We start from the raw sequence: 12,669 nt of genomic DNA on the forward strand, positions 1-12,669 counted from the left end.
GTGCGGACTGGCTGACAGGTGAACTTCCAAGGTTACCAGTGCGGCACCCTTCCGCGGGTGCAGTAGATCACCCAGCGGCGGCCGCCGGTCGAGCTCAGGAGGCCGGCCGGCAGCGCAACACCTCGCCGATGAACGGGCGGGCGGTGGTGGGCACCTCGTGCCGGGCGGTGACGTGCCGCTCGCCGGCGCGGGCGATCACCGTGACCTCGGCGTGTCCCACCTCGGCGCCGTCGTACGAGCGGGCGCGCAGCCGGCACTCCGCCGAGCCGCCCGGAGGCAGGGTCACCCGGAAGTCGACCACCACGCGGGAGTCGGTGATGTCGGTGTAGGTGATCACCTCGGCCCGGTATTCCGGGTCGCCGTACTGGCGGTAGAGCTTCGCGGCGGCCAGGCCCAGGACCGCCAGCAGCATGAGCGCCAGCAGTGCCCGCAGGACGGGACGTCGGCGCCCCGGCTCTCGGCGTCGGCCGTATCGGCCGGGCGGAAAGACCGGCGCACCCGGTGCGACTGTGGCGTGCGTCTCGCTCACCGGCGGGTATCTCCTGGCGTAGTTTGTCGGCGGCATCGGCAAGAATGGCAGAGTCCATCTTCCCAGCCCGGCGCTGAGTCAAGAATGGCAGGTCGGCGTCGTTGCCGAGCGGTCAGCACGGGGTCTTCACGGGCGCGGGGGAGGATTCCGGCAGGTCAGCCGGTTGGTCCCGGGGCGGGCCCGGCCGGCGGGCACAGACGAGGAGTGCCGAAGGTGGCAGAGCAGTTGCGGCTCATGGCCGTGCACGCCCATCCCGACGACGAGTCGAGCAAGGGCGCCGCGACCATGGCGAAATACGTCGCCGAGGGGGTGGATGTCCTGGTCGTCACCTGCACCGGTGGCGAGCGGGGTAGCGTCCTCAACCCGAAGATGGACCGGCCGGACGTCTGGGCCAACATCGGCGAGATCCGCCGGGCCGAGATGGACGCGGCCCGGGCGATCCTCGGCGTCGAGCAGGCCTGGCTCGGTTTCGTCGATTCCGGGCTGCCCGAGGGTGACCCGCTGCCGCCGCTGCCCGAGGGCTGCTTCGCCCTGCAGGACGTCGAGGCCGCCGCCGTCCCGCTGGTGCGGCTGATGCGGCAGTTCCGCCCACACGTCGTCACCACGTACGACGAGGAGGGCGGCTACCCGCACCCGGACCACATCATGACCCACAAGGTGACCGTCGCCGCCTTCGAGGCCGCCGGCGACCCGGAGCGCCACCCGGAGCTCGGCGAGCCGTGGCAGCCGCTGAAGCTCTACTACGACGTCGGCTTCTCCCGGGGCAAGATCATGGCCCTGCACGAGGCCATGCTCGCCGCCGGCGTCGAGTCGCCCTACCAGGACTGGCTCAAGCGCTGGGACGAGCGCCCCGACAAGGGCAGCCGGATCACCACCCGGGTCGAGTGCGCCGACTACTTCCCGGTCCGCGACGACGCGCTGCGCGCCCACGCCACGCAGATCGACCCGGACGGCTTCTGGTTTCAGGTGCCGATGGAGTTGCAGCGGCGCGCCTGGCCCACCGAGGATTTCCAGCTCGCCCGCTCGCTGGTAGACAGCCCGCTGCCGGAGTCCGACCTCTTCGCCGGGGTCCGCGAGACGTGCCATGCCCGCTGACCCCTCGGCGGGCTACGCTGGTCAGCAACCGCACATCGGAGGAACACCATGCTGACCACCGCGCAGGTGCTCGCGCAGAACAATTTCGGTGACACGCGCACGGGTGGTCTGGCCGGGCCGATGGGCCTCTTCCTCATCGTGCTGCTCGGCACCGCCACCGTTCTGCTGATCCGCAACATGAACGCCCGCCTGCGCCGGCTGCCGGACCGCTTCCCGCAGCAGGCCGGCTCCACCGACGGGGGTTGGGCCGACACGACGGCTGTCGACCCGACTGACGGGATTCAAGCGCAGGATTCACCGACGAACGCTCCCAGCGGCCCCCAGCAGCGCTGAAACGGGTAGTCGGCGCGTGAATCACGCCGAAGCCGGTCGTCGACCCCTGTTGCGACCACCGGCTTTGGCTTAGCCTTCCGCCGGGGGGACCACAGTCCCTCAGCCGTGCGCGGGAGGGGGCGCCGATGTCCATCGCAGCAGTGGCCGCCCGCCGTGCCCGCGAACAGTCGGCCGGCAGGGTGGGCCCGTGACCTCCGGCAGGGACGGGCAACCTCCCGATCGACTAGGCCTGCGGGGCACGCCGACCGGAGCGCTCCTGCTGGCCTTCGCCGTCGCGGTGACCGCCCTGCTGGCCGCAGTGCTCGGCCTCACCGCCACGGCGTCCGTCCCGCCGGGCGACCCGCTGCCGGGGCCCGCCCGGTTCGGCCTGGCCGTCGCCGCGTTCGCCGTCGCCCACCTCGCCCGCCTGCGCTTCCGGACCGCCTCCGGGATGGTCAGCATCACCTGGGGCGAGGCCGCCCTCATCGTCTGCCTCTATCTCGTACCGGCCGGCTGGCTGCCCAGCGCGGCGCTGCTCGGCACCGGGGCCGCCTGGACGACGCTGTCGCTGCTCACCGACCGTCAGCCCGTGCTGGAACTGGTCCGGATCACCGGCTCGCTGACCGCCGCCACCGCGCTGGCCGCAGCCGTCGCCAGCGCGCTCGGCCGGCCGATGCTCGCGGCACCCACCCCCGAGCTCGCCCTCGCGCTGATCGCCGGCTCGGTGACCTACCTGCTCACCACCGCCTGGCTGGGCGGCGCCAGCCTCGCCCTGCGGCACGGGATCTCGGTCGGTCCGCCGGTGCTCGCCGCGCTCCGCGGCAAACTGCTCATGTTCGTCGGCAACGTGGCCGTCGGCCTCGTGGTGGTCACGCTCCTGGAACTCGACGCCCGCTGGCTGCTGCTCCTCCCACCGCCACTCTGGCTGCTCCAGCAGACCTACCGGCACCGGCTCCGCGCCGACCAGGAGCGGCGCACCTGGCGGGCCTTCGCCGAGGCCACCGCCGCGCTCAACCAACTCGACGAGCGGGGCGTGGCGACCGCCGCGCTGACCGGCGCGCTCACCCTCTTCGGCGCCGAGCTGGTCGAGGTGGACGTCGCCCGGGGCGACGGCCGGTGGCGGCGCTATCGGGCCGACCCCGGCGGCCAGGTACGCGACCGCGAGGTGGCGTCGCCGGCGCGTACCGAGCCGGGCGAGCAGGAGCTGATCCGGCCGCTGACCGTGGGCAGCGCCGAGGTGGGCCAGCTGCGGGTCCACTTCCCCCGGTCCGCGCCGCCGTCCGCCCGGGAACGGGACGCGGTCGCCGCGTTCGGCGACGCCCTGGCCGCCGCGCTGCACGACGCCGCGACCCACCGTGAGCTGCGGCTGGTCACCGCCCGATCGTCGTACGAGGCGGTGCACGACCAGCTCACCGGGCTGCTCAACCGGGCCGCCATGCTCACCAAGGGTGACCAGGCGCTACGGCAGCGCGCCCACGACCACCCGGTGGCGCTGCTGCTGCTCGACGTCAACCAGTTCAAGGAGGTCAACGACACGCTCGGGCACGCGGCCGGCGATGAGCTGCTGCGGCTGACCGCGAACCGGCTGGCCGCCCTGACCCGCCCCGGCGACCTGCTCGGGCGGCTCGGCGGCGACGAGTTCGCCCTGCTGCTGACCGCGGTCCCGGTGGTCGACGACCGCGCCGCGCCCCTGGCGTACGCGCTGCGCCAGGCCCGGGAGATCGCCGAACGGCTCGCCGCGCCGACCGAGGTGGCGGGCGTACGCATGTCCGTCGAGGTGGCGGTCGGGGTGGTCGTCGCCGACGCGGGCACCGCCGACCTGACCGAGCTGCTGCGTCGGGCCGACATCGCCATGTACCAGGCGAAGGAGGGCGGCGGCAGCGTCGCCGCGTACGACAGCTCCCGCGATGCGGCGAGCACCGACCACCTGGCGCTGCTCGCGGAGCTGCGGGAGGCCCTGGCCGCCGACGACCAGTTGGTGCTGGCCCTGCAGCCGGCGGTGGACCTGGCCACCGGCGCCCCGACCGGGGTGGAGGCGTTGATCCGCTGGCGGCACCCGAGGCGCGGCTGGCTCGGCCCGTCCGACTTCATCCGCCCGGTGGAAAACAGCGAGCAGCTTGGCAGCTTCACCCGGTACGTGCTGGACAAAGCCCTCGCGGTGGCCGCCGGGTGGGCCCGCGAAGGGCTGGACCTGCCGATCTCGGTGAACCTCTCGGCGCGCAGCCTGCTCGACCCGCGACTACCGAACGAGATCGGTGAGGCGCTGCGCCGCCACCAGGTGCCGCCGCAGCGGCTGGTCCTGGAGATCACCGAGACGGTGGTGATGAGCGAGCTGGAGGTCATCGACGAGGTGCTCGCCACCCTACGGTCGATGGGAGTGCAGCTCGCCGTCGACGACTTCGGGACCGGCTTCTCGTCGTTGACCTTCCTGACCCGGATCGCCGTCGACGAGCTGAAGGTCGACCGCTCCTTCGTGATCCGGATGGCCGACTCGCCGGAGGCGGCGGCGATCGTCCGGACCACCGTCGGGCTCGCCCACGAGCTGGGGCTGCGGGTGGTGGCCGAGGGGGTGGAGACCGCCGAACAGCGGACCGCCCTGGCCGAGCTGGGCTGCACCGCCGCCCAGGGCTACCACTTCTTCAAGCCGATGCCGGCGGACAAGATCGGCGCGGTGCTGGGGTCACTGGTGAACACCGCCCACGGCAACGTCATCCCGTTGCGTGCCGACGGCGCGTCCTGACGGACCGGCTCGGCTGCCACGTGCTGAACAAGGTTCCTGAGTGCTCTCCGGCTGAGTCGCCGCCGCCTCAGCGCAGCGGGACGACGTAGGAATCGACGCGGGCGATAAGCCCGTCGCGGAACGTGAACAGGTCGTTGAAGGCGAACCGGAACGGCCCGTGGTCGACGCTGATGCCGCGGCCCTCGCCGGTGGTGACGACGACCGGGCCGTCCTCGTGGACGCGCTGGACGTCGAGTTCGGGGCTGCCGGTGAACGCCGGATTCTCGATCTCGCCGTCGAACTCCGCTTTGCCATAGGTGGTCCGGTGGCCGTGGATGACCCACTCGACGTCGTCGGTGAGGGTCGCGAGGATTCGCGGGTGGTCGCTCATCCGGAATCCTTCGAAGTACTCCGCGACGAGGTCGCGCTGGGTCTTCTGCGTCATGGTGTCCTCCGTTTTGTTTGGGCATTGCTGCGCTGCAGGTGTGTGGCGAGCGCGTCGAGGATCGAGGCAAGACCGTCGGCTGCTCGCGTCGTCCGAAGTTCAGGGGGAAGCCGACGCTGGTGGACCGTGAGATCCGTGCCACCGCCGGCGGGGCGGACGTTGATGGTGGTGCGGAGGCCGGTGACGGGCTCGTCGAACACGAGTTCGTGGGGTGCGGCGATGCTCACGTAGACGAACCGGAGCCGGCGGGTCGCGCCGTTCGGCGCGCGGGTGTCGAGAGCGAATTCTCCACCGGGACGCAGGTCGACGATCACGGACTCAGGCGGCACGGTGGCGTGCGAACCGCCCCAGAACGCCGCGATGCTTGCTGGCGAGGTGAAGGCGGCCCAGACGCGTTCGGGTTCCGCCGGGAGGTGGCGCTTAGCGATCAGTTCGTCGCCGCGGAGTTCTGCGCTGGCGGTCAATGGGCCGCTCCGTTCTCGGTGAGGTGCTGCTCAAGGGCGTCGAGCCGGTCGTGCCAGGCGCGGCGCTGGTCGTCGATCCACGTGCCGAGCAGCGACAGCTGATCGACCCTGAGCCGGCAGGGGCGCTTGGTGCCCTCGCGCCGTTGCTCGACCAGGCCGCACCGCCGCAGGACACCAATGTGGTGGGAGATCGCCTGCGGGGTCAGGTCGAACGGCTCGGCGAGGTCTCCGACCGTGGCGTCACCCCGCGCGAGACGAGTCACCAAGGCGCGACGGACGGGGTCACCGAGAGCAGAGAAGGCCGAGTCGAGGTCAGGGCCGGGTGCCACGAGCGAGGGAGGCATCGCTTCACCCTAATGCAAACGACCATTTGCGCAAGCCCCCGTTTTCAAAGTTGGTCACCGCCGGTAGCAGTGCACTGCTACTGGCGGCGGAGCGGGACAGCGGCAGTCGCCGAAATCAATGGCCTGATCGACGGCAGAGTGCCGGCGTGATCCGGATAGTCGAATCGCCGAAGGCGGCCGCGATCGGGCCCACCGTCGGGCTCGCCTACGAGCTGGGGCTGCGGGTGGTGGCCGAGGGGGTGGAGACCGCCGAGCAGCGGACCGCCCTGGCCGAGCTGGGCTGCACCGCCGCCCAGGGCTACCACTTCTTCAAACCCATGCCGGCCGACAAGATCGGCGCGGTGCTGGGGTCGCTGGTGGACACCGCCCGCACCAACATCATTCCGCTCCGCGCCGACGGCGCCTCCTGATCGTCCGGCAGTGGGCTCTCACAGGTCGTCGGGCAGGACCCGGAACGCCGAATGACTGCTCAACGGACGGATAGCCCGGAAATCCCGCCGGTCCAGCGTCAAAACCGTATCCGTCTCGTACTGCTCGGCAAGCACGACGTTCACGGCGTCCGCGAGATCCAGGCGCAGCGCCGCGTACCGTGACTGGACCGTACGGGCCCTGCGTAGCACGGTCGCGGTCACCTCCGGGACCAGGACCCGTAAGTTCCGCTCCTGCCCCAGCAGCCAGTCCTGCACAGCGTGTGCCGTCTTGCGATCCACGTTCCGGGTGATGATGTGCTCGATCTCCCCGAACACCAATGGTGAGATCACCGTCGCCGACGCCTCGGCAAAGGCCTTGCGCGCGGCGGCGTGCTCGGGATCGTCGATGTTGAACGCGGCCACCAGCCCGGAGGTGCCCCGACAACGATCATGCAGTGCGGCCGGACGAGCCGTACTTGTGATCCGCGGCCTCTGCGACCGCCGCCCGCACATCGTCATTGCTCACCGGCCGCCGAAACCGATCTCCGGTATGTCCCAGTCCCCCGACCAACGACGCGCCCGCAGCGCCGCGATACGGAACGCCTCCCGGAAGTACTCCGACTCCGGACGCCCCTCCCTCGCGGCGGCCTCCTTGATGACCCTCAGATCATCTTCGTCGACCATCACTGTCGTCTTCTTCAACGCCATATGGTTATGGTGCCTCCAGCTCAGTAGGCGGAACCGGGTGCTACCAACCGTCACGGTGCTCGGCGCGCTGTTCCACGGCGTTCGGACGCTCCAAGCGTCGACTGCTGGCCAGACACCGTAACGAAGCTGCGCGCTTCGCGATACTCCCGACTCATCAATGGGTCACATGCACGCTGATGTCGCATTGGGCGCGGCGACTCGGGCGTCAGTGTGGTCACCCTCAGTTATCGCGATCTCGGCTCGACTCGGGACAGCGACAGTCGTGGTGTCCGTCGGCGTGGTTTGCTCAGCGACTCCGGAGGGAGGTAACGAAGTCGCTCCAGGAGGCAGGGGAGAAGGCGAGCACCGAGCCGTCTCGGTTCTTGCTGTCCCGAACCTCGACCCGGTGATCGATGTATCGGGCCTCAATGCACTGGCCCTGGGTGCCACTGCGGGTGCTCGTTCGCCAAGTCCTGCTGAGCGTCACGGTTTGCCCCTCTCGCCGCTTACTGCATCGTCTGCGCCGAATCTCGAAGTAGTTGGACCGAGTCCCTCTTGCTGAGGGCGGCGGCGCGTAGCTCGTTGAAGATAACGGTACAACGGGCGGCGTCCTCTGCTTCCCCGTGCACGGCACCCGTCAGGCCCTCGGAGAAGACGATGCTTGAGTCCGGGGCAGGGAACTCCATGAGGGTGAAGGAGGCGATCATGCCAGCGAAGAGCGCCTGCCGGTGCGGGAGGATCTGGACCGAGACGTGCGGAATCTCATCGGCGACGTCAGCCAGATGATGGAGCTGTTCCCGCATCACCGATGGGCCGCCAAAGGGACGGCGAAGCACTGCCTCGTCGAGGATGACCCACAGCTCGGGCGGGCTCTCGCTGGTCAGCCGCTGCTGCCTGGCCAACTTGATCTGGACCTGACGCTCGGCATCCACACCTGACTGGATGGACGTCGCTTGATCATGCAATGCCCGGGCGTATGCCTCGGTCTGAAGTAAACCGTTGACGACCAGGGTTTCATAACACAACAACGCTGTTGCCTCGTGCTCGAAGCTGATGAAGCTGGCGTACGGGCCGGTGATGGTTTGGCCATAACGGTTCCACCAGCCGCGCTGCTTGCTCTCCCGGGCGAGTTGTGCCAGCTCGGCGCGGGTTTCCTGGCTTGTCACCTCCAGCGCGTCCAGCAGATCGTTCAGATCGCGGCTGCGTAGGCCGACGCGGCCGTTCTCGACTCGGCTGACCCAGGACGCGGACCGCTCAACGTGCCGGCCCACCTCCTCGCCGGTGAGGCGCGCAGCCAGCCGCAGCTCACGAAGGATGAGGCCGAGCCGGCGTCGGCGGACGGTAGGGCTGGACTCGGGCACGAGCGTCCTCCTCATCGACCGGCGGGTTGTCATCCATTGGAGACTATTGCACATGCAGCTTTCTTGTGCCATCTTCCTGTGTGGAGATGATAACTCAAGGAGACCGATTGGTAGCGGACGGTAGAACGCTGTCCGGCTGACCTGTGGAGGAGATCCCGATGGCCATGCCCGACGAGTTTCCGGTGCGCGCGTACCTCCGGCCTGTGCTGCCGGAGCATCCGTCCTGGTGTGTGGCGGACCGGGGCGGGATCCACTACTCCCAAGAGGTGCCGCCCTGGGGAGGCGACCGGGTCATCTACGCGACCACGAGCCTGTTCCGGATGGACGGCCTGCCGGTGCCGCTGGTCGGGGTCAACCTGCGGCTCTGCGCGGCCGACGAGGTGGAGGACTACCCGCTCGACCTGGATCAGGCCCGGATCCTGTCCTGGTCGCTCCGGCGACTGGTGCGGCGTGCGGAACGCTGATCGGCTGCTCCTGACCGTGTGAGATCGTGATGGTCGTGAACCGACTCGCCAAGGCCACCTCGCCCTACCTGCTCCAGCACGCCGACAACCCGGTCGACTGGTGGCCGTGGTGTGACGAGGCGTTCGCCGAGGCGAAGCGCCGCGACGTTCCGGTGATCATCTCGGTCGGTTACGCGGCCTGCCACTGGTGTCACGTGATGGCGCACGAGTCGTTCGAGAACGAGGCCGTCGCCCGGTTGATGAACGAGGACTTCGTCTCGATCAAGGTGGACCGGGAGGAACGGCCGGACGTCGACGCGATCTACATGACGGCCACCCAGGCGATGACCGGCCAGGGCGGCTGGCCGATGACCGTTTTCGCCGCACCGGACGGCACCCCCTTCTTCTGCGGCACCTACTTTCCGCGCCCGAACTTCATCCGCCTGCTCGGCTCCGTCGCCACCGCCTGGCGCGACCAGCGGGAGGCCGTCCTGCGCCAGGGCGCTGCGGTGGTCGAGGCGATCGGCGGTGCTCAGGCCGTGGGCGGCCCGACCGCCCCGCTCACCGCCGAGTTGCTGGACACCGCCGCGGACCAGCTCGCCCGGGAGTACGACGAGACGAACGGTGGGTTCGGCGGGGCACCCAAGTTCCCGCCGCACATGAATTTGCTCTTCCTGCTCCGGCATTACCAGCGCACCGGCTCGGCCCGGAGCCTGGAGATCGTCCGGCACACCGCCGAGGCGATGGCCCGGGGCGGCCTCTACGACCAGCTTGCCGGCGGGTTTGCCCGCTACTCGGTGGACGGCCACTGGACGGTGCCGCATTTCGAGAAGATGCTCTACGACAACGCCCTGCTCCTGCGGGTCTACACCCAGCTCTGGCGGCTCACCGGCGACCGGCTGGCCCGCCGGGTGGCCCGGGACACCGCCCGGTTCCTCGCCGACGAGCTGCACCGGCCGGGTGAGGGCTTCGCATCCGCGCTGGACGCGGACACCCAGGGCGTCGAGGGGCTCACGTACGTCTGGACCCCGGCGCAACTGGTCGAGGCGCTCGGGGAGGAGGACGGCCGTTGGGCCGCCGACCTGTTCGAGGTGACCGCCGACGGGACCTTCGAGCACGGCACCAGCGTGCTGCGGCTAGCCCGGGACGTGGACGACGCCGCCCCGGAGATCGGGGCCCGCTGGCAGAGCGTGGTGGGCCGGCTGCTCGCCGCCCGGGACGCCCGCCCCCAGCCGGCCCGCGACGACAAGGTGGTGGCCGCCTGGAACGGCCTGGCGATCACCGCGATCGCCGAGTTCCAGCAGGTCGCCGCGCTCTACGCGGCCCCGGACGACGAGGACGCCAACCTGATGGAGGGCGTCACCATCGTGTCCGACGGCGCGATGCGCGACGCCGCCGAGCACCTGGCGAGCGCGCACGTGGTCGACGGGCGGTTGCGCCGGGTCTCCCGGGACAAGGTCGTCGGCGAGCCGGCCGGCGTGCTGGAGGACTACGGCTGCGTGGCCGAGGCGTTCTGCGCGATGCACCAGCTCACCGGCGAGGGACGCTGGCTGGCGCTGGCCGGTCAGCTCCTCGACGTGGCGCTGGCCCGGTTCGCCGCCCCCGGCGGGGGCTTCTACGACACCGCCGACGATGCCGAGCGGCTGGTCAGCCGGCCGGCCGACCCGACCGACAACGCCACCCCGTCCGGCCGGTCGGCGATCGTCGCGGCGCTGGTCGCGTACGCGGCGTTGAGCGGGGAGACCCGCTACCGGGAGGCGGCCGAGGCGGCCCTGTCGACCGTCGCGCCGATCGTCGGCCGGCACGCCCGGTTCACCGGGTACGCGGCCACGGTCGGCGAGGCGGTGCTGTCCGGGCCGTACGAGATCGCGGTGGTGACCGACGATCCGACCGGCGACCCGCTCGTCGCGGCCGCCCACCGGCACGCCCCGCCCGGCGCGGTGGTGGTGGCGGGCCGCGCCGACCAGCCGGGGGTGCCGCTGCTGGCCGGGCGGCCGGCGCTGGGCGGGCGCTCCACCGCGTACGTCTGCCGGGGTTTCGTCTGCGACCGTCCGGTCACCTCCGTCGACGATCTGGTCGCCCAGCTCGGGCGTTGACTCCGGCGGAAGGGCCGGGCGCCCGCCCGGATAGGCTGGCGGCGCTATGGATATGCGTACCGGACTGCCTGTCGTCGGCATGGTGGGCGGAGGCCAGCTGGCCCGGATGACCCACCAGGCCGCCATCGCCCTCGGCCAGTCGCTGCGTGTGCTGGCGCTCACCCCGGACGACGGCGCGGCCCTGGTCGCCGCCGACGTCCAGTACGGCGACCACACCGACCTCGCCGCCCTGCGCACCTTCGCCAAGGGCTGTGACGTGGTCACCTTCGACCACGAGCACGTGCCTTCCGCGCACATCCGCACCCTCGCCGGCGAGGGCGTGAAGCTCTTCCCGCCAGCCGAGGCGCTGCTGTACGCGCAGGACAAGCGGGAGATGCGGGAGCGGCTCGGCGAGCTGGGTGCACCGAACCCGGCCTGGCGTCCGGTGGAGGCCCCCGCCGACCTGGTCGCCTTCGGCGCGGAGGTCGGCTGGCCGGTGGTGCTGAAGGCGGCCCGGGGCGGCTACGACGGCCGGGGCGTGTGGCTGGTGGAGGACGCCGTCCAGGCCGGTGAGCTGGCCGCGACCCTGCTTGACGGGGGCACCCCGCTGATCGTCGAGGAGCGGGTGGCGCTGCGCCGGGAGCTGGCCGTGCAGGTGGCCCGCTCGCCGTTCGGGCAGGTCGCCGCGTACCCGGTGGTGGAGACGGTGCAGCGGGACGGGATCTGCGTCGAGGTGCTCGCCCCGGCGCCGGGCCTGCCGGAGGAGCGGGCGGTCGCCGCCCAGCAGCTCGCCATCGACCTGGCGACCGCGCTCGGCGTGGTCGGCCTGCTCGCCGTGGAGCTGTTCGAGACCGCCGACGGCCTCGTGGTGAATGAGCTGGCCATGCGGCCGCACAACTCGGGGCACTGGACCATCGAGGGTGCCCGCACCTCGCAGTTCGAGCAGCACCTGCGGGCCGTGCTCGACTACCCGATGGGCGACACCTCGCTCACCGCGCCGGTCGTGGTGATGGCCAACGTGTTGGGCGGTGAGCCGGGCGGGCTGCCCATCGACGAGCGGCTGCACCACCTGTTCGCCGCCGAGCCCGGCGCCAAGGTCCACCTGTACGGCAAGCAGGTGCGGCCCGGCCGCAAGATCGGGCACGTCACGGTGCTCGGAAACGACCTGGACGACGTACGGGCCAGGGCCGCGCGCGCCGCCCGTTGGCTGCGGGAGGGGCGCTAGTGAGCACCGTCGGGCTGATCATGGGCAGCGACTCGGACTGGCCGACCATGAAGGCCGCCGCCGAGGCGCTCGACGAGTTCGAGGTGGCGTACGAGGTCGGCGTGGTCTCGGCGCACCGCACCCCGGTCAAGATGATCGAGTACGGCCGGTCTGCCGCCGACCGGGGGCTCAAAGTGATCATCGCCGGTGCGGGCGGGGCGGCTCACCTGCCCGGCATGGTCGCCTCGGTCACCCCGTTGCCGGTGATCGGCGTGCCGGTGCCGCTCAAATACCTTGACGGGATGGATTCGCTGCTCTCCATCGTGCAGATGCCGGCGGGCGTGCCGGTGGCCACCGTGTCGATCGGCAACGCCCGTAACGCCGGCCTGCTCGCCGTCCGGATCCTGGCCGCCTCGGACCCGGTCCTGCGTAAGCGGATGGCCGATTTCCAGCAGGGCCTGGAGAGCATGGTGGCCGAGAAGGACGCCGCCCTCCGCGCCTCGCTGTCCTGACCGCCGTCAGCGGTCCCGTCCGGCCGACGGCTGTCCTGCGCCCGCGCACGCCGACTACGCTACGTCACG

The 12,669-nt window shown here is 71.0% G+C and carries 15 protein-coding genes and 1 pseudogene; 8 read left to right on the forward strand and 8 right to left on the reverse strand.

Features of this window, described 5'->3' with window-relative positions; translation table 11 throughout:
* Positions 1-94: 94 nt before the first annotated feature.
* On the reverse strand, positions 95-529 hold the full coding sequence (locus ABZ671_RS03810; protein ID WP_357850723.1) for a DUF4307 domain-containing protein: 435 nt from the start codon (positions 527-529) through the stop codon (positions 95-97).
* A 213-nt stretch (positions 530-742) separates the two neighbouring features.
* Here ABZ671_RS03810 and mca point away from each other — a divergent pair, with 213 nt between their 5' ends.
* The 3 genes from mca to ABZ671_RS03825 all read left to right on the forward strand — a co-directional run bounded on the left by mca (position 743) and on the right by ABZ671_RS03825 (position 4,676).
* The gene (mca, locus tag ABZ671_RS03815) at positions 743-1,624 is read left to right on the forward strand and encodes a mycothiol conjugate amidase Mca (RefSeq protein WP_357850726.1); all 882 of its coding nucleotides are present in this window, start codon (positions 743-745) and stop codon (positions 1,622-1,624) included.
* 48 nt (positions 1,625-1,672) lie between these two features.
* Entirely contained in the window at positions 1,673-1,957 is a 285-nt protein-coding gene (locus ABZ671_RS03820) for a hypothetical protein (protein WP_357850729.1), read from the forward strand.
* A 229-nt stretch (positions 1,958-2,186) separates the two neighbouring features.
* Positions 2,187-4,676, forward strand: coding sequence for a bifunctional diguanylate cyclase/phosphodiesterase (locus ABZ671_RS03825; RefSeq protein ID WP_357851693.1), 2,490 nt, complete (start codon positions 2,187-2,189; stop codon positions 4,674-4,676).
* Between the two features lie 67 nt (positions 4,677-4,743).
* On the opposite strand, the gene ABZ671_RS03830 is transcribed toward ABZ671_RS03825, so the two are convergent.
* The 3 genes from ABZ671_RS03830 to ABZ671_RS03840 are packed head-to-tail and all read right to left on the reverse strand — an operon-like array spanning position 4,744 to position 5,908.
* Positions 4,744-5,100, reverse strand: coding sequence for a nuclear transport factor 2 family protein (locus tag ABZ671_RS03830; RefSeq protein WP_357850732.1), 357 nt, complete (start codon positions 5,098-5,100; stop codon positions 4,744-4,746).
* On the reverse strand, positions 5,097-5,564 hold the full coding sequence (locus tag ABZ671_RS03835) for an SRPBCC domain-containing protein (protein WP_357850735.1): 468 nt from the start codon (positions 5,562-5,564) through the stop codon (positions 5,097-5,099). Before ABZ671_RS03835 ends, ABZ671_RS03830 begins: the two co-directional genes overlap by 4 nt.
* On the reverse strand, positions 5,561-5,908 hold the full coding sequence (locus ABZ671_RS03840; RefSeq protein ID WP_357850738.1) for a metalloregulator ArsR/SmtB family transcription factor: 348 nt from the start codon (positions 5,906-5,908) through the stop codon (positions 5,561-5,563). The genes ABZ671_RS03835 and ABZ671_RS03840 overlap by 4 nt, the downstream gene beginning before the upstream one ends.
* Before the next feature lie 146 nt (positions 5,909-6,054).
* On the opposite strand from ABZ671_RS03840, the pseudogene ABZ671_RS03845 reads away from it, so the two are divergent.
* Positions 6,055-6,318 (forward strand): annotated as a pseudogene (locus ABZ671_RS03845) (EAL domain-containing protein); the annotation flags it as partial.
* An 18-nt stretch (positions 6,319-6,336) separates the two neighbouring features.
* Here the strand turns inward: ABZ671_RS03845 and ABZ671_RS03850 are convergent.
* From ABZ671_RS03850 to ABZ671_RS03865, 4 genes are all read right to left on the reverse strand, one after another.
* A complete protein-coding gene (locus ABZ671_RS03850; RefSeq protein WP_357850741.1) occupies positions 6,337-6,741 on the reverse strand; it encodes a PIN domain-containing protein in 405 nt (134 codons plus the stop codon).
* A gap of 99 nt (positions 6,742-6,840) precedes the next feature.
* Positions 6,841-7,026, reverse strand: a complete 186-nt coding sequence (locus tag ABZ671_RS03855) for a ribbon-helix-helix protein, CopG family (RefSeq protein ID WP_357850744.1) — start codon at positions 7,024-7,026, stop codon at positions 6,841-6,843.
* Between the two features lie 286 nt (positions 7,027-7,312).
* Positions 7,313-7,492 (reverse strand): DUF397 domain-containing protein, encoded by a 180-nt coding sequence (locus ABZ671_RS03860; protein WP_357850747.1) that lies wholly within the window; start codon positions 7,490-7,492, stop codon positions 7,313-7,315.
* A 19-nt stretch (positions 7,493-7,511) separates the two neighbouring features.
* A complete protein-coding gene (locus ABZ671_RS03865; RefSeq protein ID WP_357850750.1) occupies positions 7,512-8,366 on the reverse strand; it encodes a helix-turn-helix transcriptional regulator in 855 nt (284 codons plus the stop codon).
* 158 nt (positions 8,367-8,524) lie between these two features.
* Here ABZ671_RS03865 and ABZ671_RS03870 point away from each other — a divergent pair, with 158 nt between their 5' ends.
* Genes ABZ671_RS03870 through purE form a run of 4 tightly spaced genes read left to right on the forward strand, consistent with a single transcriptional unit; the run spans position 8,525 to position 12,600 of the window.
* Positions 8,525-8,830: a hypothetical protein gene (locus ABZ671_RS03870; RefSeq protein WP_357850754.1), complete on the forward strand. Its 306-nt coding sequence runs from the start codon at positions 8,525-8,527 to the stop codon at positions 8,828-8,830.
* Between the two features lie 35 nt (positions 8,831-8,865).
* Entirely contained in the window at positions 8,866-10,905 is a 2,040-nt protein-coding gene (locus ABZ671_RS03875; RefSeq protein ID WP_357850758.1) for a thioredoxin domain-containing protein, read from the forward strand.
* Positions 10,906-10,951: 46 nt separating this feature from the next.
* Entirely contained in the window at positions 10,952-12,109 is a 1,158-nt protein-coding gene (locus ABZ671_RS03880; RefSeq protein ID WP_357850761.1) for a 5-(carboxyamino)imidazole ribonucleotide synthase, read from the forward strand.
* Positions 12,109-12,600, forward strand: coding sequence for a 5-(carboxyamino)imidazole ribonucleotide mutase (gene purE, locus ABZ671_RS03885; RefSeq protein ID WP_357850764.1), 492 nt, complete (start codon positions 12,109-12,111; stop codon positions 12,598-12,600). Before ABZ671_RS03880 ends, purE begins: the two co-directional genes overlap by 1 nt.
* Positions 12,601-12,669: the final 69 nt, after the last annotated feature.

This window comes from Micromonospora sp. NPDC006766 (genome assembly GCF_040636055.1).
Lineage (GTDB): Bacteria > Actinomycetota > Actinomycetes > Mycobacteriales > Micromonosporaceae > Micromonospora.

Excerpts from the sequence above, each read along its gene's own strand:
- ABZ671_RS03820 (WP_357850729.1), top strand. The coding sequence starts at position 1,673 with ATGCTGACCACCGCGCAGGTGCTCGCGCAGAACAATTTCGGTGACACG.
- ABZ671_RS03830 (WP_357850732.1), bottom strand. The coding sequence starts at position 5,100 with ATGACGCAGAAGACCCAGCGCGACCTCGTCGCGGAGTACTTCGAAGGA.
- ABZ671_RS03840 (WP_357850738.1), bottom strand. The coding sequence starts at position 5,908 with ATGCCTCCCTCGCTCGTGGCACCCGGCCCTGACCTCGACTCGGCCTTC.
- ABZ671_RS03855 (WP_357850744.1), bottom strand. The coding sequence starts at position 7,026 with ATGGCGTTGAAGAAGACGACAGTGATGGTCGACGAAGATGATCTGAGG.
- ABZ671_RS03870 (WP_357850754.1), top strand. The coding sequence starts at position 8,525 with ATGGCCATGCCCGACGAGTTTCCGGTGCGCGCGTACCTCCGGCCTGTG.
- ABZ671_RS03880 (WP_357850761.1), top strand. The coding sequence starts at position 10,952 with ATGGATATGCGTACCGGACTGCCTGTCGTCGGCATGGTGGGCGGAGGC.